Source organism: Stenotrophomonas sp. A3_2 (assembly GCF_036624925.1).
Lineage (GTDB): Bacteria > Pseudomonadota > Gammaproteobacteria > Xanthomonadales > Xanthomonadaceae > Stenotrophomonas > Stenotrophomonas hibiscicola.
Genome location: NZ_JAZKVY010000327.1, coordinates 58,645 through 82,335 on the forward strand (window position 1 = coordinate 58,645; position 23,691 = coordinate 82,335).

At 66.5% G+C, this 23,691-nt stretch carries 22 protein-coding genes; 12 read left to right on the plus strand and 10 right to left on the minus strand.

Annotation, left to right across the window (positions count from 1 at the left end):
* The first annotated feature begins 53 nt into the window (after positions 1–53).
* On the plus strand, positions 54–1,466 hold the full coding sequence (locus R5H29_RS15330) for a TPM domain-containing protein (protein ID WP_332329396.1): 1,413 nt from the start codon (positions 54–56) through the stop codon (positions 1,464–1,466).
* A gap of 1 nt (position 1,467) precedes the next feature.
* On the opposite strand, the gene R5H29_RS15335 is transcribed toward R5H29_RS15330, so the two are convergent.
* Genes R5H29_RS15335 through R5H29_RS15345 form a run of 3 tightly spaced genes read right to left on the minus strand, consistent with a single transcriptional unit; the run spans position 1,468 to position 4,114 of the window.
* Positions 1,468–2,139, minus strand: coding sequence for a VOC family protein (locus tag R5H29_RS15335; protein WP_332329397.1), 672 nt, complete (start codon positions 2,137–2,139; stop codon positions 1,468–1,470).
* Positions 2,140–2,193: 54 nt separating this feature from the next.
* Positions 2,194–3,237, minus strand: coding sequence for an alpha/beta hydrolase family protein (locus tag R5H29_RS15340; protein ID WP_407073538.1), 1,044 nt, complete (start codon positions 3,235–3,237; stop codon positions 2,194–2,196).
* A gap of 49 nt (positions 3,238–3,286) precedes the next feature.
* Entirely contained in the window at positions 3,287–4,114 is an 828-nt protein-coding gene (locus R5H29_RS15345) for an AraC family transcriptional regulator (protein WP_021201967.1), read from the minus strand.
* Positions 4,115–4,315: 201 nt separating this feature from the next.
* On the opposite strand from R5H29_RS15345, the gene R5H29_RS15350 reads away from it, so the two are divergent.
* Together R5H29_RS15350 and R5H29_RS15355 are read left to right on the plus strand one after the other, a co-directional pair.
* The gene (locus R5H29_RS15350) at positions 4,316–6,718 is read left to right on the plus strand and encodes a TonB-dependent receptor (protein ID WP_332329399.1); all 2,403 of its coding nucleotides are present in this window, start codon (positions 4,316–4,318) and stop codon (positions 6,716–6,718) included.
* Complete coding sequence (locus R5H29_RS15355) at positions 6,718–8,019, plus strand: aminotransferase class V-fold PLP-dependent enzyme (protein ID WP_332329400.1); 1,302 nt, start codon at positions 6,718–6,720, stop codon at positions 8,017–8,019. Before R5H29_RS15350 ends, R5H29_RS15355 begins: the two co-directional genes overlap by 1 nt.
* On the opposite strand, the gene R5H29_RS15360 is transcribed toward R5H29_RS15355, so the two are convergent.
* The 4 genes from R5H29_RS15360 to R5H29_RS15375 are packed head-to-tail and all read right to left on the minus strand — an operon-like array spanning position 7,964 to position 11,893.
* Complete coding sequence (locus tag R5H29_RS15360; RefSeq protein ID WP_332329401.1) at positions 7,964–9,535, minus strand: PLP-dependent aminotransferase family protein; 1,572 nt, start codon at positions 9,533–9,535, stop codon at positions 7,964–7,966. The genes R5H29_RS15355 and R5H29_RS15360 overlap by 56 nt on opposite strands.
* 9 nt (positions 9,536–9,544) lie before the next feature.
* The gene (locus R5H29_RS15365; RefSeq protein ID WP_012481503.1) at positions 9,545–10,144 is read right to left on the minus strand and encodes a DUF6436 domain-containing protein; all 600 of its coding nucleotides are present in this window, start codon (positions 10,142–10,144) and stop codon (positions 9,545–9,547) included.
* Positions 10,144–10,422, minus strand: a complete 279-nt coding sequence (locus R5H29_RS15370) for a hypothetical protein (RefSeq protein ID WP_227853757.1) — start codon at positions 10,420–10,422, stop codon at positions 10,144–10,146. Before R5H29_RS15370 ends, R5H29_RS15365 begins: the two co-directional genes overlap by 1 nt.
* Before the next feature lie 55 nt (positions 10,423–10,477).
* Positions 10,478–11,893 carry a PLP-dependent aminotransferase family protein gene (locus tag R5H29_RS15375; protein WP_332329403.1) on the minus strand — a complete coding sequence of 472 codons (1,416 nt, stop codon included), beginning with the start codon at positions 11,891–11,893 and terminating at the stop codon, positions 10,478–10,480.
* Positions 11,894–12,076: 183 nt separating this feature from the next.
* Between R5H29_RS15375 and cyoA the strand changes: the two genes are divergently transcribed.
* The 5 genes from cyoA to R5H29_RS15400 all read left to right on the plus strand — a co-directional run bounded on the left by cyoA (position 12,077) and on the right by R5H29_RS15400 (position 16,745).
* The gene (gene cyoA / locus R5H29_RS15380; protein WP_010482114.1) at positions 12,077–12,982 is read left to right on the plus strand and encodes a ubiquinol oxidase subunit II; all 906 of its coding nucleotides are present in this window, start codon (positions 12,077–12,079) and stop codon (positions 12,980–12,982) included.
* A 5-nt stretch (positions 12,983–12,987) separates the two neighbouring features.
* Positions 12,988–14,964: a cytochrome o ubiquinol oxidase subunit I gene (cyoB, locus tag R5H29_RS15385; RefSeq protein WP_006474876.1), complete on the plus strand. Its 1,977-nt coding sequence runs from the start codon at positions 12,988–12,990 to the stop codon at positions 14,962–14,964.
* Positions 14,961–15,596: a cytochrome o ubiquinol oxidase subunit III gene (gene cyoC / locus R5H29_RS15390; RefSeq protein WP_329846286.1), complete on the plus strand. Its 636-nt coding sequence runs from the start codon at positions 14,961–14,963 to the stop codon at positions 15,594–15,596. The genes cyoB and cyoC overlap by 4 nt, the downstream gene beginning before the upstream one ends.
* Position 15,597: 1 nt before the next feature.
* A complete protein-coding gene (cyoD, locus tag R5H29_RS15395; RefSeq protein WP_005411473.1) occupies positions 15,598–15,930 on the plus strand; it encodes a cytochrome o ubiquinol oxidase subunit IV in 333 nt (110 codons plus the stop codon).
* Positions 15,931–16,073: 143 nt separating this feature from the next.
* Positions 16,074–16,745: an SCO family protein gene (locus tag R5H29_RS15400; RefSeq protein ID WP_010482109.1), complete on the plus strand. Its 672-nt coding sequence runs from the start codon at positions 16,074–16,076 to the stop codon at positions 16,743–16,745.
* A 105-nt stretch (positions 16,746–16,850) separates the two neighbouring features.
* Here the strand turns inward: R5H29_RS15400 and R5H29_RS15405 are convergent, their stop codons facing one another.
* Together R5H29_RS15405 and R5H29_RS15410 are read right to left on the minus strand one after the other, a co-directional pair.
* Complete coding sequence (locus R5H29_RS15405; protein ID WP_332329404.1) at positions 16,851–17,429, minus strand: DNA breaking-rejoining protein; 579 nt, start codon at positions 17,427–17,429, stop codon at positions 16,851–16,853.
* On the minus strand, positions 17,429–19,195 hold the full coding sequence (locus R5H29_RS15410; RefSeq protein ID WP_332329405.1) for a S8 family serine peptidase: 1,767 nt from the start codon (positions 19,193–19,195) through the stop codon (positions 17,429–17,431). Before R5H29_RS15410 ends, R5H29_RS15405 begins: the two co-directional genes overlap by 1 nt.
* A gap of 251 nt (positions 19,196–19,446) precedes the next feature.
* Here R5H29_RS15410 and R5H29_RS15415 point away from each other — a divergent pair, with 251 nt between their 5' ends.
* The 3 genes from R5H29_RS15415 to R5H29_RS15425 all read left to right on the plus strand — a co-directional run bounded on the left by R5H29_RS15415 (position 19,447) and on the right by R5H29_RS15425 (position 21,709).
* Complete coding sequence (locus R5H29_RS15415; protein ID WP_242015502.1) at positions 19,447–19,857, plus strand: hypothetical protein; 411 nt, start codon at positions 19,447–19,449, stop codon at positions 19,855–19,857.
* Positions 19,858–19,965: 108 nt separating this feature from the next.
* Complete coding sequence (locus tag R5H29_RS15420; protein ID WP_021201954.1) at positions 19,966–20,406, plus strand: DUF2231 domain-containing protein; 441 nt, start codon at positions 19,966–19,968, stop codon at positions 20,404–20,406.
* A complete protein-coding gene (locus tag R5H29_RS15425) occupies positions 20,399–21,709 on the plus strand; it encodes a sorbosone dehydrogenase family protein (protein ID WP_188249700.1) in 1,311 nt (436 codons plus the stop codon). The genes R5H29_RS15420 and R5H29_RS15425 overlap by 8 nt, the downstream gene beginning before the upstream one ends.
* 90 nt (positions 21,710–21,799) lie before the next feature.
* On the opposite strand, the gene R5H29_RS15430 is transcribed toward R5H29_RS15425, so the two are convergent.
* Positions 21,800–22,462, minus strand: a complete 663-nt coding sequence (locus R5H29_RS15430; protein ID WP_111098655.1) for an exopolysaccharide biosynthesis protein — start codon at positions 22,460–22,462, stop codon at positions 21,800–21,802.
* A 149-nt stretch (positions 22,463–22,611) separates the two neighbouring features.
* Between R5H29_RS15430 and yidA the strand changes: the two genes are divergently transcribed.
* On the plus strand, positions 22,612–23,445 hold the full coding sequence (gene yidA, locus R5H29_RS15435) for a sugar-phosphatase (RefSeq protein ID WP_332329406.1): 834 nt from the start codon (positions 22,612–22,614) through the stop codon (positions 23,443–23,445).
* Positions 23,446–23,691 lie beyond the last annotated feature (246 nt).

Here is a 23,691-nt window from a genome sequence, read left to right on the forward strand (position 1 = left end):
ATGCCGTTTCGCATGATGCACAGCACGCCGCCATTGCAAAGCATGGCGTCCACATGAGCCGGATGCTGCGGTGGCGCAACGCATGGCAGCGGGTAGGGCTGGCACTGCTGCTCTGCCTGTTGCCGCTGCCAGTGCTGGCGGCGGCCGCGATCCCGGCACTGGATGATCCGGTGGTGGACACCGCCAACGCGCTGTCCGCCAGCACCCGCGCCACGCTGCGCGAGCAGGCATTGCAGCTGCAGGCACGCAAAGGCGCGCAACTGCAGGTGCTGGTGGTGCCCAGTGTTGGCGATGACGGCATCGAAGCCTATGCACAGCGCGTCTTCGAACAGTGGCAGCTGGGCCGCGCCGGTGTCGATGACGGGGTGTTGCTGCTGGTGGCAGTGCAGGACAGGCGCGTACGCATCCAGACCGGCTATGGCCTGGAAGGCACCATTCCCGATGCCTATGCCGCGCGCATCATCGACAAGGCGATCGTGCCGCGCCTGCGTGAGGGAGACCTGGACCAGGGCCTGCTGGACGGCAGCAAGGTGCTGGTGGGGTTGATCGATGGCGAGCCGCTGCCGCCCCAGGAAGATTCATCCGCACGCAACCTGTTGCCAGCGGATTGGCGCACAGGCGATTCGGTCGTTGCCCTGACGTTGCTGGTGGGGTTCCTGGCCGGTCTGTGGCGATCACCGCCGCGCCTGCTGGCCACCAGGACCGAGGCCGAGTTCAGCTTTAAACGCCGTGAGCGGCGGCGCAAGGCATTGGCAGCCAATGCGGCAATGCCCAGGCCGAATTGGCCGACATTGCCTGCCTGGGGTAGACCGCTGCTGGTAACGGCAGTGATGGCCGCTGGGTTGGTTTCGGCGACGCTGCTGCTGCCGCGGCATGTGCTGCCTGCGCTGTTCTTCGTGCTGTTACCTGCTGTACCGGTGGCGGCGCTGCTGGGATGGTGCTGGCGTCGCAGCCGTGGTGTGCGCATCGTGCTGTGCGGCATGTTGGCCGTCAGTATCGGTTTCTTCGCGGTGATGCTGGTCCGTGGCCAGTTGCCGCCCAGCCTTGCCCTGCACACGTTGCTGAACCTGGCGGTCGCCCTTGCCGCCATGCTGGTGTTCTTCCTGGTGCAGGCCGGCCGCGCGCGCTGGCGCAAGAACCGCAACAGCTTCGCCGTGCGGCTGGTGGTACTGGTGCTGTTGACCGGCGCCTATGCGCTGGGCGCGCTGCTGGCCATCGACCGGGCCAGCGACGAGAACGCACGCGTGTTGGCGATGATCGTGTCCAGCGTAGGCACGCTGTTCCTGTACTTCATCTGGCTGTTCACCCTGCTGCCCGGCGAAAAAGCACGCAGCGGACGAAGGTCGTCCCAAGGCTACCGTTCCTCGTCCAGCACCTCGTCGTCGAGTTCGTCCTCGAGCAGTTCCGGCGGCTGGTCCGGTGGTGGTGGTCGCAGTGGCGGCGGCGGCGCTTCGGGCAGCTGGTAGCTCAGGCCGCCCACACCCGCCAGCCCAGCGCGGCATCGCGCAGTTCGCCGCTACCGTTCACATCACCCACCTGCAGCTGCACGCCCTGGGCACTGGGCAGGTCTTTCTGCTCGGGGAACCAGCGCCGGTCCGCAGCAACCACGATCAGCAGGCCTTCGTCGTCGCCCATCGGCGCGAACTGCGGCGACGGCGGGCTGATCGGCTGCAGGCCGAAGCGCTGGCTGGACTGTTCGCGCACCGCATCGACATCGTGGCTGGGTAGGCCAACCTCGCTCAGGCAGGTCAGCTCGCTGCCATGGAAGGCGCCTGCGCGCGTGCTGACTGGCAGACGGCGCCGGCCGATCAACTCGAGGATCAGGCCATCAGGACCGGTGAAGTACACCGACTGCGACTGCCAGCTGCTCTCCAGCGCAAAGTAATCCAGGCCCTCAGGATTACGTTGCAGCGGGGCCCGTTCGCGCAACCAGGCCATCGCCTCGCCGAAGCGGTTGTCCGATACGTTGAAGGCCAGGTGCACGCCACCGACGGGGTAATCACCCGCCGGCTGCAGTTCGATGGTGCTCCAGCCGATGTGCACATGGTTGCCGACCACGCGCTGCTGCAGCACATCATGGAAATACGCGGCCACGGAAGCGACGTCGGATACCGGCAGTGTGAGGTGCAGCAGGCGCATGATCGATTCTCCGTGGACGCGCCCACTGTAGCGCCGGGCCACGCCCGGCGGCCACTAGCGCAGTGAATGGTCGAAGAACCGCACTGCTGCGTCCACTGTCTGCGCGTGGGTCTTTGCCTTTGGCACTGACGTGCTGCAGAGGTCCTGCAGCCGCTGCTGCCCGGTCGGGGTGCATGCGGCGAGGAAATCGTAATGGCCGACACCTGGCAGCAGCTGCAGTGCAGCGCCCGCAATCACTGCACGCGCGGCCGCGCCATTGGTCTGTGGCGGCGCAACCGTGTCAGCCTCGCCAAGCACAATCGACACGGGCAGCCGCAACGAGGACAGCTGCTCGGGCGCGAAGGCCTGGATGATCGCCGGTGCCATCAGGAACACCGCGCGCACGGCGGGAATGGCGCGTGCGTCGTTGGCGTGTGACATCCACGGCGACAGCTCGGCCGAAGCCGCAGCGGCAACACGCGCCTCCATCGTGTGCGTTGCCGCTTCCTGTTGAGGCCGGCAGACGCCGTCATCCGGATGCGCCGTGCAGAACGCCAGCAGTCGCTGCAGGTCCGGTTGCGCCCCAGCCGCCAACAGCGCGGTGTAGCCACCGGCCGAGAAACCGGCAACACCCAGGCGTTCAGGATCGACGTGCGGGCCCAGCACTGGATCGGCCTGCACGGCCGCCAGTGCGGCGCGCAGATCATCCGCGCGCAGCCAGGTCAACATGCTGCCATGGAGGGTCATCTGGTCGGCACCATTGTTGCCGGGATGATCGACCGCGATCACCAGATAACCTTTCCGTGCCAGCGCGGTGCCCAGCCAGCCCATCATGCGCGCGCTGCCGCCGTTGCCATGCGACAGCAGCAGTGTCGGCAGGCGAGCGCCTGCGGGCGGCGCATCCATCGCCGAGCGACCAACATCGAACAGGGGCGTGCCAGGCGGCCCGATGGTCACCTCGACTTCGCTGCTATCGGCCGGTGCCGGATACCACACCGTGTAGCGCAGGGTGCTGCGGTGCTGCGCATCGCGCACGGCGGCACTGGCCACCGTCGTGGTGCCATGGCGCTCGCCGGCTTTCCAGGTGTCGCCTGCGTGGGCGGAGAGCGCCGCTGCCATCAGCAGCAGCCCGACAATTGTGATGTTCACGCGCATCTTCAGCTCCATGTCAGCAGGGACCTTCGTCTACCGGCAGCCAGATCTCCACGCCGCCGTTGCCAGTGTGCTCGTTGAACCGGGCGTCGTAGCGCTCCAGGTCCGGCGCGTCGGCCAAGCTGAGGCCGGCGCTGGGCAGGTAGTGATCCAGCAACCAGAACCAGGTCGAGCGGATGGCCGAGATGTGCCCGCCGTGCCAGGCCACCAAGTAGCGTCGTGCGGGCACATCCACGCGCTGCCAGTGCGCGGGTACAGGGCCAAGTGAACCAATCGGCAGCGCGGCGATATAGTCGAAGCCGCCGTCGTCGTCGTTGTTGCAGCACACCCCAAAACTGACCGGGGCCGGCGCCGGCCATTCCCGGTTGAGCTGGGCCCACTGCCCGGGAATGGCACCGCCGCTGTTGCGGGTATGGCGCATGCCGATGCCGGCCAGCTGGAAGGCCGGGGTGTCGAGCAGCTGTGGCGCCTCAGCGCAGGCAGCCGGCGCCTCGTCCACGCGGATCGCCTGCACCAGCGCCAGCCCATCGGTGCCCTGTTCGCGTACCCGTTCCGGTGTCTGCCCGAACTGTTCGCTGAAGGCACGGGTAAACGCAGCATGAGTGGTGTAGCCCGCGCCAATCGCCACCTGCAGGATGTCGCATGCGCCGTTGGCCAGCCGCTGCGCGGCCGTTGTCAAGCGGCGCCCACGCAGGTAACGGACCACCGACGTGCCGGTGCGGGCCTGGAACAGGCGCGACAGATGGAATGGCGACAGTCCCACCGCAGCGGCGATATCGGCCAAGGCCAGCGGCTGCTCCGCATGGGTTTCGATGTACCACACCGCCTTGCCTGCCGCACTCATCCTGTCGTTCCATGAATCCGATGCTGGACACAGTAGCGGATCGGCAGGCGCGGCGTTTAGCAGTTCTTGCGCCTGCGCGGACTCAAGCTGTCGCACTGACGTCATGCCTCCTTCACAGATCGCGCCGAGACTGCGCGCCTTGTCCAGGCCTGGGATATCCCTGCAGGTGCTGGCCCTGTCGCGTCCTCCCGGAGTCCTGCCGTGCATCGTTCGAAGCTTTCGCGTTCCATCCTCCTCGCCCTTTCCATGGCCAGCGCAGGAGGCGCGATCGCAGCGGAGGCCGATGCGGTCGATGCCGCAGGCGGCAGCCGCGCCGCGCCCACCCAGCTTGATGCAATGCTGGTCACCGGTACCCGTGCCTCCAACCGCACCCAGTTCGAAACACTGGCGCCGGTGGACGTGTTCAGCAAGGAAGACATCAGCTCCGTTGAATCCACCGATCTGAAGGACGTGCTTGCCCAGCTGGTGCCATCATTCGTGGTGCAGCGCCTGCCGATGGCGGACGGCCAGGTGTTCGTGCGTCCGGCTACGCTGCGTGGCCTGTCGCCGGACCAGACCCTGGTGCTGGTCAACGGCCGCCGCTTCCATCGCAGCGCGCTGCTCGGCAACCGTGGTGCACAGGCGGCCGACCTTGCACAGATTCCGACCAGCGCGATCAAGCGCATCGAAGTGCTGCGCGACGGCGCATCGGCGCAGTACGGCTCGGACGCCATCGCCGGTGTCATCAACATCATTCTTGAGGACGGCCCCGGCACCGGGATCACCGCCGGCTATTCGCAGTACGCGCAGGGCGACGGTGCCTCGCGCGACTTCAGTGCGCGCACCGGCTGGTCGCTGGGCGACTATGGCAGCCTGGTGCTGTTCGCCGAGTCGTCCAATTCAGACGCCACCTCGCGTACCCGCCAGCGCCCGGATGCGATCGCCTTCCAGGCTGTACATCCGGAGCTGGAGGTGCCCAACCCGGTGCAGCGCTGGGGCCAGCCGGAACTGGAAAGCCGCCGCGTCGGCTTCAACGTGAAGGCCAATGCCAGCGAGACGCTGGAGCTCTATGCCTTCGGCCTGTACAGCCACAGCGACGGTGTCAGCGATTTCAATTGGCGCAACCCGGATACCACCACTGGCGCGTATCGCACCACCGCCATCTTCCCGGGCTGGAACCTGCGCTCGCTGTATCCGGTCGGCTTCAGCCCGCAGTACGGCAACGTCCAGAATGACCTGCAGCTGGTCGGCGGCCTGCGCGGCGAGATCACACCGAAGCTGCGCTGGGACGTGAGCGCCTCGTATGGCCGCAACGCCATCGACTACAGCCTGAAGAACTCGATCAATGCCTCGCTCGGCCCGGCCAGCCCGACCGACTTCGATCTCGGCCGCCTGACCCAGACCGAGAAGAACGCCAACGCCGACTTCAACTATGAGTGGGACGTGGCCGCGCTGACCAGGCCGATCAACGTCGCCTTCGGTGGCGAGTTCCGCCAGGAGACCTACCAGGTGCGCGCCGGTGACCCGGCGTCGTACGCGGTGGGTCCGGGCGCGGCTGCAGGCCTGGAGGCCAATTCCAATGGTGCGCCCGGTTTCTCGGCCAGCCAGGCCGGGCAGTGGAGCCAGCGCAGCAAGGCTGCCTACGTGGACATGGAGGTGCCGCTGGGCGAGCGCTGGAGCATCGGCGCGGCCAGCCGCTACGAGGACTTCTCCAGCTTCGGCAGCACGCTGGACGGCAAGCTGTCGGCGCGCTTCGCGATCACGCCGGATGTAGCCCTGCGCGGCACCGTGTCGACCGGCTTCCGCGCACCGACGCCGGCGCAGCTCAACACCACCAGTACCACCCAGGGCCTGGACACGCGCACGCTGCAGATCTTCACCAGCGGCCGCCTGTCGCCGAACGATCCGCTGGCGCAGCTGCTCGGTGCCAGGCCGTTGAAGCCGGAAGAATCGCGTACCGCCTCGCTGGGCCTGACCTGGCGCACCGACCTGGGCCTGTCCGGTTCGGTGGATGTCTACCAGATCCAGCTCACCGACCGCTTCAGCCAGTCGGCCAGTTTCGCCATTCCGGCCGGTACGCCCAATCCGCTGGGCTATACCTCGGTGAACTATTTCACCAACGACTTCGATACCACCACCACCGGCGTGGACGTGGTCGGCAACTACCTGCGCGACCTCGGCGCGGGCCGCATGACGCTGACCCTGGCCTACAACTACAACCGCACCCGCGTGGACAACGGCAGCACCTCGGTGGCAACCAATGAGACCCAGCGCGTGCTGTTCGAAGACCGCCTGCCCGAGCACAAGGGCAGCCTGACCGGCAGCTGGGACATCGGCGCCTGGTCGCTGATGGCGCGCATGCGCTACTACGGTGCCTGGACCGACTCCAGCGGCAATGCAGTGGGCGATATCTACCAGCGCTTCGGCGCGATAAGCTTCCTCGACCTGGCTGTCGGCTATCGCATCAACGAACATCACAGGCTGCGCGTGGGTGCCGACAACGTGTTCGACCGCTACCCGGATGAGGCCACGTTCCAGGCCAGCCGCGGCCTGGTCTACTCGCGCAACGCGCCGTACGACACCGACGGTGCCAATCTGTACGCGCAGTACCGGCTGAGCTTCTGATGGACCCGGCCCGCCGTTCCCTTCTGCGTGCAGGTACCTTGCTGCCGGCTGCAGCTGCACTGTCTTCACTGCCCGCCACGGCTGCCGCGCGTTACGCTGCACCCATGCAGATTCCCGCAACGACCGTGGCGCCGGACGTGCTGGCCCGCGATGAAAACTACTGGACCGCCGTGGCCAGTCACTTCGACATCACCGACGAAGTGAACCATCTGGAGAACGGCTACTGGGGCGCGATGGGGCTTGAGACGCTGGCCAGTTACCAGCGCCATACCGCTGAAGTGAACCGTGGCAACGCCTGGTATGGCCGCCGTGAGTTCCCGGCGCAGTACATGGCGGTGCAGCGGCAGGTGGCCGAACTGCTGGGCGTGGGCGCCGACGAGATCGCACTGACCCGCGGTGCCACCGAGGCGATGCTGGCGCTGATCGGCGGCTACAACCGCCTGCAGCCCGGCGACCAGGTGCTGTACGCCGATATCGACTACGACAGCATGATCGGCGCGATGCGCTGGCTGCAGCAGCGCCGCGGCGTGCAGGCCGAGAGCATCGCGCTGCCGGCAGTGCCCGACCATGCGCAGATCCTGCAGGCCTACGAGGCCACGTTCGCGCGGCTGCCACGCCTGAAGCTGGTGCTGCTGACCCAGGTCAGCCATCGCCATGGGCTGGTGCTGCCGGTGGCCGAAATCGCCGAGCGCGCACGCGCACGCGATATCGACGTGATCGTCGATGCGGCGCATGGGTTCGGCCAGATCGACTACGCGGTGCCGCAGCTCAAGGCCGACTTCGTCGGCATCAACCTGCACAAGTGGATCGGTGCGCCGGTCGGCGTCGGCGCGATGTATGTGCGCAAGGGCCGCGTTGCGGACCTCGACCCGTACATGGGTGAAACCGACGATGGCCGCGTGGGCAGCCGTGTGCACACCGGCACGGTCAACTTCGCCGCTTACCTGGCGCTGCCAGAAGCGATCGCATTGCACCAGCGCATCGGCGTGGCCAACAAGCAGGCGCGCCTGCGCTTTCTTCGCGAGCGCTGGACCGTACCGGCGCGGCAGATGGCGCATATCGAAGTGCTGTCTTCGCCGGATCCGGCGCTGGCCAGCGCCCTGGCCAGCTTCCGCCTGCGCGGGCGCACCAGCGTGGCAGACAACATGGCGCTGCAGAAGCGCCTGCTTGATGAACATCGGATATTCACCACCCATCGCGACGGCTTGGACTCCGGCGCCTGCGTGCGGGTGACGCCGTCGGTGTTCACCCGGCCCGAGCAGATGGATGCGTTGGTGACGGCGCTCTCCGCCTTGGCCTGATCATGAACGGTAGTGCCGGCAACGCATCGGACAACAACAACCGGTCAATCCGCCGCAACGCACTCTCCAGCTGCCGTCGGTCCGCCGCCAGCCCCAGCGACAACCGCACGCCGTACTGGAGCGAGACCCCCGGCGGACAGAACGCCGATGACGGCGCAATCGCCAGCCCCTGCAGCTGTGCGGTACGCACCAGCGTGGCGTCGGTCCAGGGTGCCGGTATCCGGCACCAGGCATGCAGGCCCTCCGCGCGCTGCAGCAGCGACGGCGCGAGCAGGTAACGTGCCATGCGCATGCGCTCGCGTGCCTCGGCGCGTACCTGGGCCAGCAGTGACTGCGCCGAACCATCCAGCAGCAGCTGGCTGGCCAATGCCGAGACCAGCGGATGGCCCATCAGCCGCGTCGCCCGCAACGCCGCCGTCATCGCCTCGGCGTGCGCAGCGCTCGGGCACTGCACGAACGCGGTGCGCAGGCCAGGGCTGATCACCTTCGACAGCGTCGCCACATAGAACACATGGCGCGGTGCCAGCGTTGCCAGGGGTATCGGTGCATCTTCGGCAAGGTGCCAGTACGGATCATCCTCGATCGCCAGCAGGCCTTCGCTCTCCAGTACACGCGCCAGCGCCTCGCGCCGCTGCAGCGGCAGGGTCAGCGCGGTCGGGTTCTGGCAGGTGGGATTGAGATAGACCAGGCGCGCGCCGCTTTCGCGTGCCTGCCGCAGCAGCGCTGCAGGACACATGCCGTGTTCGTCGCCGTCCACCGGCAGCAGCCGCCGGCCCAGTGCGGCGGCGGCCTGCAGCAGGCCCGGGTAGACCAGCGCATCGCACAGGATCGTATCGCCATCGCGGCCCTGGCTGACCAGGATCGCGGCCAATGCCACCTGCGCGCCTTCGGTCAGCAGCAGGCAGTCGTCATCCACGGCGCCCAGCATCGGCTGCAGCCAGCGCGCCGCAGCATGGCGATCAGTGGGGTTGCCGCCACCCAGGTGATACGTCATCAGGTTCGGCGCGTTGCTGCGTGCAAGCACGGCGGCGGCACCGCGGCGCAGTGTCTCGGCCAGCGCATCGGCGTCGGGCACCGGCGGCACGTTCATGCTCAGGTCCACTGCCTGGTCGAAGCCGGCTTTGGGCGGTGCGATGAAACTGCCCTGTGGTCCGCGTGCTTCGATCAGGCCGCGCTTGCGTGCTTCATCGAACGCGCGGGTGACCGTGGTCAGGTCGATGCCGAGCTGCTGTGCCAACGCGCGCTGCGAGGGCAGGCGCTGTCCGGGTGCGAGGCCGCCACGGCGCACCGTGCGTTCCAGCGAATTGACGATGCGCAGGTAGATCGGCCCGCTGTGCGCGAGCACGTCCTGCACCCACTCGCGCGCTGCGACATCCGGTCGCGGCATGTACGGAGCATGTCGGGGCGTATCGTTGCTTCCAACGGCGGGAGCCTGTCCATAACCATCGGTCGGTTCGGACAGGTGACCGCCGTTGTTGTTTGCGGCGGTCGCGTCACCCAGAGCCAGTGATGTCATTGCGCGTCCTCAGCGCTTGGCCTGCCAGGGGCAGTAGCAGCCCACGGCAAGCAGTCCCTTGGGGCGCACGGTTTCGCCGCGCACCAGTCTGTCCAGCAGCGGTTCGACGAAACTGTTGGCCGAGTTGCAGACCATGCCGATGCTGTACGGCCCGGCGTAGGCCAGATGACCCTGCCGGTCCCAGATCGCCACGGCAGGGCTGGCCGGAATGTGCTCGATGCCATCGATGGTCGGCAGGTTGATCACCTTGTTGCGCAGCGGCTCGGGCAGTTCGCCCTGCGTGCCAGGGCGACGGATCGCGTAGAAGTCGATGCCGGCGCGGCGGTACATGCTGATCAGGTAGCTCAGGTGGGCACCGGTCTCGCGGTTGCACACCCCGCAGGCCGGGTCCCAGAAATGCACCACGCGGATGCGGCCGGTATCTCCGGCCAGATCGGCCGGCAGGCGCAGCTGCGAGTCGTCGAAGACGATGGCCTGTTCGGTGAACGTGGACTGCGCGCTGTAACCGAAGTACTGCCACAGTGCAGCCGCCACGCCGGCCATGAACAGGCAGGCGAGGGCGATCATCGTCGGCAGTAGCCAGCGGCGGCGCGGCGCGGCTGCGCCCATCAGGAGTCTTCCCCGCCGAACTTGTGCACGTACTGCTTGCGCATCTCGCGGCAGGAATCTGCCTGCGCGCGGCGCTGGATCTCGCTACGCGACGGATCCTCGCTGCGCTGCACGCATTGCTCGATGGCGTGGCGTTCGGCGGCCTTTACGTCCACGGTCTGCGGCTGCAGGCAGACCCAGGCCAGCGCGGCCAGCATCAGCACCACAAAGCCACCGCACCCGGCCATCACCAGGTGGAACTTCAGTTTCTCGGCGCGCATCGATGCACGTCCCTTCATCCATACATTGCATAAAAAATATCATCTTGTATGGATGTCGTGCCACGTGGACGACTCAGACGATGGCGCTGTGCCGGGCCTCGGGGGCTTCAGACAGGATCTCGTTCAGCTTGGCCAGCGCCCCGGCCAGCGCGCCCTGGTCGACCGCGCCGCCCAGCGACAGTCGGATGGCGTTGCCCGGCGGCGGTTCTTCCACGCTGAAGGCGTCGGAACTGGCGATGCCCAGGCCCTGTTCCTGCGCGGCCTGGATCAGCCGGTACTGGTCAAGCCGTGGCGGCAGCGGCAGCCACACATGCAGGCCGGCCGGATGGGCCTGGGCGCGGGTGGGCAGATACCGGGCGGCAATGGCCTGGCGCTCGCGCAGCTCCTGCTGGAAGCGCTGCACCATGTCCTGGGCCTGGCCACTGCGGATCCACTGCGAGGCCACCGCCACCATCGACTGGGTCGGCATCAGTGCGATCGCGCGCAGGGCGTCCAGCACTGGCTCCATCGGCTCGCCGGCCGGCACCACCAGGTAAGCGGTGCGCAGGCCCGGGGCCAGGCACTTGGACAGGGTGGAGATGTAGTAGACCGGGTAGCCGGCGTCGCGGTGGGCGGCCAACGGCGGCGCGGCGTCACCAGCCAGCAACCAGTAGGGATCGTCTTCGATCACGGTCAGATCGTGGCGCTTGGCAACCGCCAGCAGGGCCTGCCGGCGCTGCGCCGACATCGTCGCCGTGGTCGGGTTCTGGATGGTCGGCACCAGGTACAGCAGGCGCGGGCGGCGCAGCTGGCAGGCTTCTTCCAGTGCCTCGGGCAGCATGCCTTCGGCGTCCATCGCCACCGGCACTACGCCCCGCTGCAGCACGCGCGCGGCGGCCAGCAGGCCCGGGTAGGTCAGCTGCTCGGCGGCGATCAGCTCGCCTGGCTGGGTGCGGGCCAGGATCAGCGCGCACAGCGCGGTCTGCGCACCGGGGCAGATCACTACCTGGTCGGTGCCAACCGTCCCCAGCATCGGTGCCAGCCACTGTACGGCGGCGGCGCGGTCCTCGCGGGTACCGGCGCCGACGTGGTAGCTCATCAGTTCACCCTGGCCCAGCTGCTGGCCCACGTGCTGGAAGCCGGCTTCCATGCCCTGCGCGAACGGCGCGCTGCCCAGCAGCGGCGGGATGTTCATGCTCAGGTCGACCGAGGTGCTGCGGTTGCCGGCCGACAGCGCGATGAAGGTGCCGCCCGCGCCCTGCGCGTCGAGCAGGCCGGCCTGGCGCAGTTCGGCAAAGGCGCGGGTGACCGTGGTCAGGTCCACGCCCACCTGCTGGGCCAGGTCGCGCTGCGGCGGCAGGCGGTCGCCCGGGCGCAGCACGCCGTCATCCACCGCCTCGCGCACCTGCTGGGCAATCTGCAGGTACAGCGGGCCGGCGCCCTCGCGGAAGGGGCGGACCCAGGTGCGATTGGGGCGTTTCAGGCGGCGGCCGGCAGCAGGTGGCGTCATCGGTCAGATTTTTCCATACGTGCAGATGCACAGGTCCATACAATGCTGTATCTTGTATGGGCTTGATTGGAGTGGCTCGCCTGCTTGTAGGCGACCTCGTACCCACAGTGTAGCCGCTCCACGCCCGGGCGCTGCGCGCAGGCGAGCCGGTCAAGCGCGCTTCTTCAACAGGGTTGACCTCCAATGAATATCTGCTGGAACCGCATCCGCCTGGCGCTGGTCGCCCTGGCCTGCGTCGGCCTGTCGGGCTGTGACTGGGTGCTGCTGGATTCGAAGGGCATGGTCGGGCTCGCCCAGCGCGACCTGATCCTGATCTGCATCGGCCTGATGCTGATCGTGGTGATACCGGCCATCGTGCTGACCTTCGTGTTCGCGTGGCGCTACCGCGCCGGCAACACCAAAGCGAAATACACGCCGGACTGGTCGCACTCCACCAAGGTGGAGATCGTGGTCTGGGGCGTGCCGCTGATCATCATCGCGGTGCTGGCGGTGATCGTGTGGAAGTCCACCCACGAGCTGGACCCCTACAAGCCGCTGGACGTGGCTGGCGAACCGCTGCACGTGGACGTGATCGCCACCGACTGGAAGTGGGTGTTCGTGTACCCGGACCTGGGCATCGCCACGGTCAACCAGCTCAACTTCCCGGCCAATCGTCCGCTGGCATTCAACATCACCTCCAACTCGACGATGAATACCTTCTTCATCCCGCAGCTGGGTGGGCAGATCTACGCGATGGCCGGCATGCGCACGCAGCTGCACCTGATCGCCAACGAACCCGGCCAGTTCCGTGGCATGTCCGGCAACTACAGCGGGCATGGCTTCTCGAACATGAAGTTCATCGCCACTGCCAGCAGCAACGAAGACTTCGAGCGCTGGGTGGCCGAAGTGCGCAGCGCGCCCGACGCGCTCAGCTTCACGCAGTTCAAGGCGCTGGCCGCGCCGTCGAAGAACGCACCGGTGCAGCACTTCTCCAGTGTTGAACCGCTGCTGTTCAAGAAGGTCATCGACCAGTTCATCGGCGTCGGTGAGAACACCGCTGCTGCTACCCCGGCGGGCGCTGCCGGCGGTGCTCAGGTTTCCCAGGAGTAACGAACATGTTGGGTAAATTGACGTGGGAGGCCGTGCCGCTGCACGAGCCGATCGTCGTGGTCACATTGGCGGCCATGGTGCTGGGTGGCCTCGCGCTGCTTGGCGCAGTGACGTACTTCAAGCTGTGGGGCCCGCTGTGGCGCGACTGGTTCACCACCGTGGACCACAAGAAGATCGGCATCATGTACGTGGTGGTGGCGCTGGTCATGCTGGTGCGCGGCTTCGCCGACGCGCTGATGATGCGCGCACAGCTGGCCGCGGCCGGGCCAGGCAGTGACGGCTTCCTGCCGCCCGAGCACTACGACCAGATCTTCACCGCGCACGGCGTGATCATGATCTTCTTCGTGGCCACCCCGTTCGTGGTCGGCCTGATGAACATCATCGTGCCGCTGCAGATTGGTGCGCGCGACATGGCGTTCCCGTTCCTCAACGCCTTCAGCTTCTGGATCTTCGTGGTCGGCGCGGCGCTGATGATGATCTCGCTGGGCGTTGGCGAATTCGCCATGACCGGCTGGGTCGCCTATCCGCCGCTGTCGGGCATCGAGTTCAGTCCAGGCGTAGGTGTCGACTACTACATCTGGGCCCTGCAGGCGTCCGGCATCGGTACGTTGCTGACCGGCGTCAACCTGTTCATCACCATCCTGCGCATGCGTGCGCCGGGCATGACCCTGATGAAGATGCCGGTGTTCACCTGGACCGTGCTGGTCACCAGCGTGATCATCATCGCCGCCTTCCCGATCCTGACCGTGGCGCTGGGCGCGCTCACCCTGGATCGCTACCTGGACTTCAACTTCTACACCAACACATTGGGTGGCAACCCGATGATGTACGTGAACCTGGTGTGGGCCTGGGGCCATCCGGAGGTGTACATCCTGGTGCTGCCGGCGTTCGGCATCTTCTCTGAAGTCACTGCCACGTTCGCGCGCAAGAAGCTGTTCGGTTACAAGTCGATGGTGGGCGCCACGCTGGCGATCGGCATCCTGTCGTTCATCGTCTGGCTGCACCACTTCTTCACCATGGGTTCCGGTGCCAGCGTCAATGCCTTCTTCGGCATCATGACGATGATCATCGCCATTCCCACCGGCGTTAAGATCTTTACCTGGCTGTTCACCATGTACGGTGGCCGCGTCGAGTTCAGCGTGCCGATGCTGTGGACCATCGCGTTCCTGGTCACCTTCACCATCGGTGGCATGACCGGCGTGCTGCTGGCCATTCCGGGCGCGGACTTCCTGCTGCACAACAGCCTGTTCCTGGTCGCCCACTTCCACAACACCATCATCGGCGGCGCGCTGTTCGGCTACCTGGCCGGCTTCGCCTACTGGTTCCCGAAGGTGTTCGGCTTCACCCTCAACGAGCGCCTGGGCAAGTGGTCGTTCGCCTGCTGGGTGATCGGCTTCTACCTGGCCTTCATGCCGCTGTACATGCTGGGCTTCATGGGCATGACCCGTCGCATGAACCAGTACGACAACCCGGCGTGGACGCCGTACCTGATCGCTGCCTTCATCGGCGCGCTGTTCGTGTTCGCGGGCATCATCCTGATGCTGGTGCAGATCTACGTGAGCGTTCGCGACCGCAAGCGCAACCTGGACCTGACCGGCGACCCGTGGAATGCGCGCACGCTGGAATGGGCCACGCCGTCGCCGCCGCCGTTCTACAACTTCGCGGTGGTGCCCAAGGCCGATGAGCTGGACGCCTTCCACGAAGCGAAGAAGCGCGGCCTGCCGCCGCCGCCGAAGAAGTACGCGCCGATCCACATGCCGAAGAACACCGGCGTGCCACTGATCCTCAACATCTGGATCCTGGTGCTGTGCTTCGCCCTGGTCTGGCACATCTGGTGGATGGCCGCGGCCAGCTTCATCGCGATGATCGTCACCCTGATCGTGCGGTCCTACGACGAGGACGTGGACTACTACGTCAGTTCCGAAGAGGTGGCGCGCACTGAAGCGGCCAACCTTGCCAAGCTGAAGGAGGTACGCGCATGAACCTGTTGACCCGCCCCGAGCTGGCCACCGGCACGCAGGCACACGAGGACCACCACGAACACGACCACAGCCACGAGCAGGGCGGCATGAAGGTGTTCGGCATGTGGGTCTACCTCATGTCCGACCTGGTGCTGTTCGGTTCGCTGTTCGCCTCGTATGCGGTGCTCAGCACCGCCTATGCCGGCGGCCCCACCGGCAAGGAGCTGTTCTCGTTGCCGTTCGTGATGGCCGAGACCTTCCTGCTGCTTGTGTCCAGCATCACCTACGGCCAGGCCGTGCTGGCGATGCATCGCCACGATGCGTCGGCGGTGCTGCGCTGGCTGGGCGTGACCTTCGTGCTCGGTGCCTCGTTCATCGGCATGGAGATCTATGAGTTCTCGCACCTGATCCACGAAGGCGCAGGCCCCAGCACCAGTGCCTACCTGTCGGCGTTCTTCGCGCTGGTCGCCACCCACGGCCTGCACGTGGCCAGCGGCCTGATCTGGATGGCGGTGGTCATGCACCAGGTCTACCGCCGTGGCCTGACCCCGACCAACATCACCCGCGTGTCGTGCCTGAGCCTGTTCTGGCACTTCCTGGACCTGGTGTGGATCTGCGTCTTCACCTTCGTCTACCTGATCGGAGCCTTCTGACATGGCCCACGTCGAAACCTCGCGCGCCGGCAATGCGCACGGCTCCACCAAGTCCTACCTGATCGGCTTCGTGCTGTGCGCGCTGCTGACCGTGGTGCCGTTCGCGCTGGTGATGAACCCGGTGCTGTCGCGGCCGCTCACGCTGTTCCTGCTGGTCGGCTTCGCGGTGGCGCAGATCCTGGTGCAGCTGGTCTATTTCCTGCACATGGACCGCAAGTCCGAAGGTGGCTGGAACCTGGCCAGCTTCGTGTTCACCCTGGTGATCCTGTTCATCATCGTCGCGCTGTCGGTGTGGATCATCTGGAGCATGCACTACCACATGATGATCAACTGACCGTGGCCGGGGTGATCGGCACGGATCGCGCGATCACCCCGGCACCTCAGCCCTCTATTCCCCCAAGGGCAGGCCTGACCGAGACCCCGCCCGCATCTGCGTTGGTGGTACCCGTGAAGCGTCCTGCTGCTGTTGTCCGTTCGTTGTTCTCTCCTCGTTTCCGCCTGCCGCTGCTGGCAGGCCTGGCCATCGGCCTGCTGGCTGGCTGCAGTGCGCAGTCGCGCATGGACTTCTACTCCAAGGACATCGCCTGCGAAGAACTTGGTCAGCAGTGGTCGATGCCCGATAGCCACGGAACCGTGCGTGGCCCGAAGGACCTGCAGGGGCAGGTGACCTATCTGTTCTTCGGTTTCACCAGCTGCCCGGATGTGTGCCCGACCACCATGGTCGAGCTGAGCCAGGTCAAGCACCTGATGGGCAAGGATGCCGACCAGCTGCAGGTGGTGTTCGTCAGCGTCGACCCGGCGCGTGATACGCCGGAGGTGGCACGCACCTATGTGGAAGCCTTCGACCCCAAGGCGATCGCACTGGTTGGCAACGAAGCGCAGTTGGCCGCGATGGCCAGCGACTTCAAGGCGTTCTACGAGAAGGAACCCGGCCAGGTGCCGGAGACCTACACCATGAGCCACATCGCGGGCGGCTACGTGTTCGACCGCCAGGGCCGCCTGCGCCTGTTCGCGCCCTATGGCATGCCGGTGGACAAGCTGTTCTCCGACGTGCAGCGCCTGCTGCTGGAGCCCGCTCATCCAGCCGCCGGCAACGACGCACTGGCCAGCTGCAGCCGCAAGCACAGCGACACACTCGCCGCCCGCTGACGTCACCTCCACCGCGGTGGGTGCGACCGTTGGTCGGCACTTCCCCACACACCCATCCCCCGGCCGGCCAGGAGAGCCGACCGGCCGGGGGCACCACTCAACGCCCTACTTGGTCTCTTCCCACTGCACCACGTCCGGCTCGGTGGCGCGGATCCCGGCGGTGGACAGCAGCCTGGTGGTCGCATCCAGCGCCGCGTTCACCGACGGATACTCCACGATGGCCTGGCCCGACGCCTTGGAGACCTTCACCACGGTGCCGCCGGTAGCCGTAGCCGCACGCTGGGCCGAGGCCGCATCGGTGAAGAACACCTTGACCCGCGAGGTCGCCACCACCGGCGCGCCGTCACGGGAGACCGCCGCCGCGAACTTGCCGGCGCCGGCATCAGCAGGCGCGGCGGCGGCGCCATCCAGCGAACGCTTGGTCCGCGAGCTGGTGGTCGCCGCCGCCTGCGGGGTGATCGTGAACTGGCCGCCGCTGGCCTGCTTCACGGTGGCCGAGGGCGACAGCTGGAAACGCGTGCCGCCCACGTCGAACGAGCGGCCGGTAGCGGATGCCTTCAGTTCCTGCGCATCCACGGTCGACAGGGTCCTGGCCGGAGGGGTCTGCCCCGAGCTCTGTGCCCAGGCAGGGGAGGTCATCACCGCGAAGGTGAGCGTGCTCAACAGAATGGTCGTCTTCATCATCAGTGCCCCAGAACGCGGATCTTGAAGAATTCGAGGTTGCCACGCGATGCAGCGGTCGCGGCCTGCCCCATGTCGGTCACTTCCAGCGTCCAGGTGCCTGTGGCGTTCTCATCCAGGAAGGCATTGCTGGACAGCAGGTCCCAGCTGGTGAAGTTGCTCTGCGCGCCACCCGTGCCCGAACCGATCACGGTGAACGCCGGCTGCACCACGCTGCGGGTGCCGCTGGGCGACACCAGCACGAACTGCAGCTGGCGCGTGTTGCGGTGGTTGACCCGGAAGCCCAGCTGCACGCTCTCGATGTTGCGCGCGCCGTTGGCCAGCTGGAAGGTCAGGCGTGCGGCGGCGGCCGAGGTGTTGCCGATGGCCACGGTACGCGTGGTGTTGCGCCAGCCGCTATCGACCAGCGCACCGAGCGACTGGAAGTTCTCGGCCACCTGCACCGCGCGTGCAGCGTTGACCACGCCGAAGCCATACCAGTTGCTGTAGGCACGGCCGGCAGCATTCACCGTCCAGCCCGGCACCAGCGTGCGGCCGTCGGCCAGCGTCACCGCCGGCTGGTTCGGGTGGTTGCGGGTGGCGGTGGTAGCCAGGATGTACTTCACATCGCGATAGGACAGGTTCGGATTGGCTTCCAGCACCAGCGCCGCCACGCCCGAGACCATCGGCGCCGACGCCGAGGTGCCGTTCATCTTGGCGGTGTAGTTGCAGGTGCTGTCGATGGCCGACAGGTTGCTGTCCAGGGTGTTCTGGCGGTTGGTGTTCTTGTTGCTGCCCTGCGCGCACCCGGTCACGTCGGTGGTGACGATGGCCGGGTCGTAGGCGCGTGCCACCAGGCCGGGGGCGTACTGGGCCTGCAGGCCGTACTCACCGCCAAAGGCCGAGACCCACAGCGCCGAGCCGGTGGAGGAGTAGGACGAGCGCACGCCATCGGCACGCACCGCGCCTACGGTGATCACGTTGAACAGGTTGTTGCGCGGATCGCGTCCGGCCGGCACGCAGCCGGTGTTGCGGTTCTTGGTGTCGGTGGTGCAGACATCCTGGGTCTGGCTGATCGAGGCATTGTTGAAGTTGTTGCCGGCCGACTTCACGTAGATGCCGCCACGGCCACCGCGCGTGCCCGACAGTGCCTGCTCATACGAACGAATCGTGTTTTCGCTGTACGCCAGCGGCAGGTTCGGATTGCCCGGGCCGGCACCCCAGCTGTTGTTGAACACCTGCACGTCGGCCGACTCCGCGCCGTCCCACCAGGCGTACTCGATGTTGCTCTGCTGGTTGCCCAGGGCCGAGCGCGAAATCGGGTTGAAGCCTTTCAGCGTCGCCGCCGGCGCCACACCGCGCACGCCCAGGTTGTTGGCGCCCACCGCGCCCGCAATGCCGCCGACCATGGTGCCGTGGTTGTCGACATCCGGGTTGGTCGGGGTGGGGTTGTTCGAGCCATTGGTGAAGTTCTTGCCGGCCACCGCCGCCACGTTGGCGGCCAGGTCCGGGTGCGCGATCTGCAGGCCATCATCGACGATGGCGATGGTGACGCCCTGGCCGCGGATGCCGTTGCGGAACAGGCCATCCACGTTCAGGTCGTTGCCGGCCACCGGCAGGGTGTCAGCCGGGACCGTCTGCCCGGTGTTGAGCAGGTGCCACTGTATCCCCGCCAGTGGATCGGCCTGTTGGGCCTGGGCGGTGACGGCCAGACTGCCCAGCACCAGGGCAGTGGCAAGGGCCAGGCGCGCAGAGCGCGGTGGCGCGGAGCGTTGCGTGTGTCGCTTCATACACGAATCCTTCTGTTGTGAATCGGCATGGCAGGACGGCGGGGCGGATCTGCCCCATCGCAACGAGCCAAACGCGACACAACGAACAAACCCCTACCTCTTCACACCCGCAATGTGCGAATGTGCCAATTGCGTCACAAACACTTAGTACGTCAAGTTATGACGGGGCACTCGAATGCCTTCACGCCATCATCGCGTGCTTGCTTCGAGGTACGGGGAACGTGGGTAATCGCATGCAGGTGAAGTCACACATGAAGAAGGCACGCCAGCGTGCCCGTGCACGCGCGGACCAGACTCCGCTCTCGGTTGCCGTCATCCGCAAGGTGGTGCTGTCCGTGCATACGCGCAGCCACGACTATGGCGACGATGCCGATATCAGCGAGTTGCTGCCCGAGCTGGCAGCCTTCGGCATCACCACGGTGAAACCGCTGCGCCTGTTGATGAAGAAGCATCGTCGCGCGCTGCTGCAGGAGGAACGGATCGTCATGCGACGCGCAGAGACGCTGCATCTGCGCACCGAGTGGCGGCCTGGTGGCATAGACGTGCATGCCAACACCAGCCGCTACGCCATCGGCGGTCTGGTCCGCACCAGCATGGAACACGAATTCGGCTTCGAGACGATGCTGCCCTTCCACGAGGTGCGCGAGGACGAATCCACTTAGCGCGGTGCCTGCGCGGAGGGTGTGGCAGCCCCGCCGGGTCATCATCGCGCGCCCTCACATCGCGCTGTGCTACTACAGCCCGTGCACCCTTCCGCACGGAGCACGATGATGGTCAATCCGCTCGCCCAGGCTCATCGCGGCCTCGGCACCACACTGTTCAGCCTGTTGAACCCGATACCCTTCGGTTTCTTCGTCGGCGCACTGATCTTCGACGCGATCTACCTCAACAGCGCCGAGGTGATGTGGGGCAAGGCAGCCGCCTGGCTGATCACCTTCGGCCTGCTGATCGCCATCGTGCCGCGCCTGATCAACCTGTTCGCGGTCTGGCGCCGCAACGGCACGGCCACCCGCATCGACCGCATCGACTTCTTGCTCAACCTGGTCGCGGTGGTGCTGGCCATCTGGAACGCCTTCGTGCACAGCCGCGATGCGTACGCCGTTGCGGTGCCGGGCACGATCCTGTCGGCGCTGACCGTGGCCCTGATCGCCCTGGGCCTGATCCTGCTGTCACTGCAGCCGCCGGTGCTGCAGGGAGGTCGTCATGGCTAAGCACATCCTGCCCACCATGGGCGCCCTGGCGCTGGCCGTGATGCTGTCGGCCTGCGCCGGCAAGGCTGAATACCATCCCGCCGACCAGTCGGGCCCGCAGCCGCCGCTGCCCAAGCCGGCCAACTTCCTGATGCCGCCGATGCAGGTGCCCAAGGGCGTCGGCTGGGCTGATGGACAGACCCCCACGGTGGCCGAGGGCCTGAAGATCGAGCGCATCGCCGCCAACCTGCAGCATCCGCGGCGCCTGCTGACCCTGCCCAATGGCGACGTACTGGTGGTGGAAGGCAACGGCCCCGGCGAAGAACCGGTCACCACGCCCAAGCAGTGGATTGCAGGCAAGGTCAAAGCGCGCTCGGGCAAGGCCGGCAAGGGCGGGAACCGGGTCACCCTGCTGCGCCGCGCGCCGGGAACGAACACGTGGACCCAGCACGTCTACATCGAGGGCCTGCATTCGCCGTTCGGCATCCAGCTGATCGGCGACACGCTGTACGTGGCCAACACCGGCAACATCATGCAGTACCACTACGTGCCCGGCGAAACCCGCATGTCGGACAAGGGCCGCGAGTTCACCGACCTGCCCAGCACCATCAACCACCACTGGACCAAGGAACTGCTGGCCAGCCGTGATGGCCGCAAGCTGTATGTGGGCGTGGGCTCCAACAGCAACATCACCGAGAACGGCCTGGCCGTCGAATACCGCCGTGCGGTGGTGCTGGAAGTGGACGTGGCCACCCGCGGCAGCCGCATCTACGCCTCGGGCATCCGCAATCCGACCGGGCTGGACTGGGAGCCGAGCACCGGGAAGCTGTGGGCTGTTGCGAACGAACGCGATGAGATCGGTGCCGATCTGGTGCCGGATTACCTTACTTCGGTGAAGGAGGATGGCTTCTACGGCTGGCCCTACAGCTACTACGGCCAGCACGTGGACGAACGCGTGCAGCCGCAGCGGCCGGACCTGGTGGCCAAGGCGATCACACCGGACTACGCGATCGGCTCGCACGTGGCGCCGCTGGGGTTGCTGTTCTACACCGGCCAGGCACTGCCGGCGCAGTACCACGGCGGTGCCTTCATCGGCGAACACGGCAGCTGGGACCGTTCACCGCTGAGCGGCTACGAAGTGGTGTACGTACCATTCAAGGATGGCAAGCCGACCGGGCGGCCGCAGACCGTGGTCAGCGGCTTCACCTCGAAGGACGAGAAGACCCTGATGGGTGCACCGGTGGGGATGGCCATGGATGCAGAGGGCGCGCTGCTGGTCGCCGACGACGTGGGCGACGTGGTGTGGCGGGTGTCGGCCAAGTAGTTCTGTAGAGCCGAGCCCATGCTCGGCTGCTCTTCGTTCGGTGCACGGAAACCCGCGCGGTGCGCGCGTAAGTCGAGCATGGGCTCGGCTCTACAGTTCCGCAGTACTGCTGCGGAACCCGCTGAACACCGACTCGGCGGCAAACCCCACGCCGCCCAGCAGCACGCCGAAATACACCACCGTTGCCACTACGAAACCATAACCGGCCGCCACCGCCGCGCCATCGCGCTGGATGAAGCCAATCGCAAACGACATCAGCGCCAGTGCCGGCAGCGTGTTGCTGAAAGGAATCGGCCCGGCCGGCGCCATCAGCAGCAGGGTCGCGAACACCAGCATCAGGTTGTTCAGGCGCATCATCTTCTTCGAGCGCACCATCACCGCCAGCCGCATCGGCCGCGACAGCCGCTCCATGCGGTGCACCCACTTCAGCGCACGGCCCAGGTTGGCCTTCAGCTTGTCGGTGGCGATCTCGCGGCGCGCCAGCTTCTGCGGCACCCACAGCGGGCGGTCGCGCACACGGCTCAGGCCGATCAACAGGATCGAGGCGCCAAACACGGTGCTCAGCCCTGGAATGGACACCGGGATGATGAAGATGGCCGAGAGCAGGATCACGATCAGCAGCAGGCCCTCATCGCCCAGCGCGCTGAGCAGGGTGCCGACGCGCACCTGGTCGCCGGGCAGCTCGTCGATCATCTGCTCGATCTGCTGGGCCAGGGGCGCGCTGTCATTGGTTTCGGGGGCACGGTAGGTCATGCGTCGCAAGGTTCTCCAGGGAAGGGCGGTCAACGGGCCGTCCTGCGGTGGGGGACGCACAGGCTCCCGCAGTATCCCGGCCAACGTGGGCAAAGAGGTGAACCGGGCATGAGGGGGTAAACTGGCGTGCCCCGCACGAGTTGAACGCAATGGACATGGGCCGCAGGCAATCGACCATCGAACTGGTCGCCATCGACATGGATGGCACGCTGCTGGACCCGTCGCACCAGCTCACCGCACGCGCTCGGCAGGCCATCGCGCAGGCGCGCGCGCTAGGCGTGCACATCGTGCTGACCAGTGGCCGCCCGGTTCCGGGCCTGGCGCCGTATATGCACGAGCTCGGCATCATCGGCAACGACGACTACTGCATCGCCTGCAATGGCGGCCTGGTGCAACGCATCGGCACGCGCGAAACCGTGGTCGAGTATCCGCTCAGCTTCGACGATTTCCTGTTCTGCGAGCAGGTGGCCCGCGAAGTGGGCGTGCACTTCCAGGCGCTGGACAGCCAGCGCATGTACACGCCCAACCAGGACATCAGCTATTACACCGTGGCCGACTCGCATCTTTCGCGGATGCCGCTGTCCTACCGCCGCGTCGAAGACATGGACCCGTCGATGTCCTTCATCAAGCTGATGATGATCGACGCGCCCGACGTGCTGGATGCCGCCATCGCGCGCCTGCCCAGCGAACTGACCGAGCGCTTCGCGGTGCTGAAGAGCGCGCCGTACTTCCTGGAAGTGTTCGACCACCGCGCCGGCAAGGGCCCGAGCCTGCAGAAGCTGGCCGAGCACCTGGGCATCGACCGTGCCAACGTGATGGCCATCGGTGACCAGGAGAACGACCTGACCATGCTGCAGTACGCCGGCACCAGCGTGGCGATGGGCAATGCCATCGACGCGGTGAAGGCGGTGGCGCGGTTCGAGACCACCAGCAATGCCGATGAAGGCGTGGCGCGCGCGATCGAGCGTTTCGTTCTGCAGTAACCGCGCGTCCAGTTGCCCAGGTAGGTGCCAATCTTGGTTGGCACACACAAACGGCAAGCGCCAACCGAGGTCGGCCTCTACCACGGCGGGGCTATACCCACGTATAGCCCACCCATCCCCATCGCCATCGGCTCTGTACCACCGCGCAATAGCGGATGCGGCAGCGCGATGCAAGAATTTCGCACGTCGAAATCACGCCATCGAATCCCACGGCAGATGATCGTCTTCATCTGCTGACCGACGCGC

Coding starts and splice junctions, on each gene's coding strand:
- R5H29_RS15365 (WP_012481503.1), bottom strand. CDS start 10,144: ATGGGCGCAGCCGCGCCGCGCCGCCGCTGGCTACTGCCGACGATGATC.
- R5H29_RS15420 (WP_021201954.1), top strand. CDS start 19,966: ATGGTCAATCCGCTCGCCCAGGCTCATCGCGGCCTCGGCACCACACTG.
- R5H29_RS15375 (WP_332329403.1), bottom strand. CDS start 11,893: ATGACGCCACCTGCTGCCGGCCGCCGCCTGAAACGCCCCAATCGCACC.
- cyoA (WP_010482114.1), top strand. CDS start 12,077: ATGAATATCTGCTGGAACCGCATCCGCCTGGCGCTGGTCGCCCTGGCC.
- cyoD (WP_005411473.1), top strand. CDS start 15,598: ATGGCCCACGTCGAAACCTCGCGCGCCGGCAATGCGCACGGCTCCACC.
- cyoC (WP_329846286.1), top strand. CDS start 14,961: ATGAACCTGTTGACCCGCCCCGAGCTGGCCACCGGCACGCAGGCACAC.
- R5H29_RS15415 (WP_242015502.1), top strand. CDS start 19,447: ATGAAGAAGGCACGCCAGCGTGCCCGTGCACGCGCGGACCAGACTCCG.
- R5H29_RS15370 (WP_227853757.1), bottom strand. CDS start 10,422: ATGAAGGGACGTGCATCGATGCGCGCCGAGAAACTGAAGTTCCACCTG.
- R5H29_RS15345 (WP_021201967.1), bottom strand. CDS start 4,114: ATGAGTGCGGCAGGCAAGGCGGTGTGGTACATCGAAACCCATGCGGAG.
- R5H29_RS15405 (WP_332329404.1), bottom strand. CDS start 17,429: ATGATGAAGACGACCATTCTGTTGAGCACGCTCACCTTCGCGGTGATG.
- cyoB (WP_006474876.1), top strand. CDS start 12,988: ATGTTGGGTAAATTGACGTGGGAGGCCGTGCCGCTGCACGAGCCGATC.
- R5H29_RS15410 (WP_332329405.1), bottom strand. CDS start 19,195: ATGAAGCGACACACGCAACGCTCCGCGCCACCGCGCTCTGCGCGCCTG.
- R5H29_RS15430 (WP_111098655.1), bottom strand. CDS start 22,462: ATGACCTACCGTGCCCCCGAAACCAATGACAGCGCGCCCCTGGCCCAG.
- R5H29_RS15340 (WP_407073538.1), bottom strand. CDS start 3,237: ATGGCAGCGGCGCTCTCCGCCCACGCAGGCGACACCTGGAAAGCCGGC.
- R5H29_RS15330 (WP_332329396.1), top strand. CDS start 54: ATGAGCCGGATGCTGCGGTGGCGCAACGCATGGCAGCGGGTAGGGCTG.
- R5H29_RS15355 (WP_332329400.1), top strand. CDS start 6,718: ATGGACCCGGCCCGCCGTTCCCTTCTGCGTGCAGGTACCTTGCTGCCG.
- R5H29_RS15335 (WP_332329397.1), bottom strand. CDS start 2,139: ATGCGCCTGCTGCACCTCACACTGCCGGTATCCGACGTCGCTTCCGTG.
- yidA (WP_332329406.1), top strand. CDS start 22,612: ATGGACATGGGCCGCAGGCAATCGACCATCGAACTGGTCGCCATCGAC.
- R5H29_RS15360 (WP_332329401.1), bottom strand. CDS start 9,535: ATGACATCACTGGCTCTGGGTGACGCGACCGCCGCAAACAACAACGGC.
- R5H29_RS15425 (WP_188249700.1), top strand. CDS start 20,399: ATGGCTAAGCACATCCTGCCCACCATGGGCGCCCTGGCGCTGGCCGTG.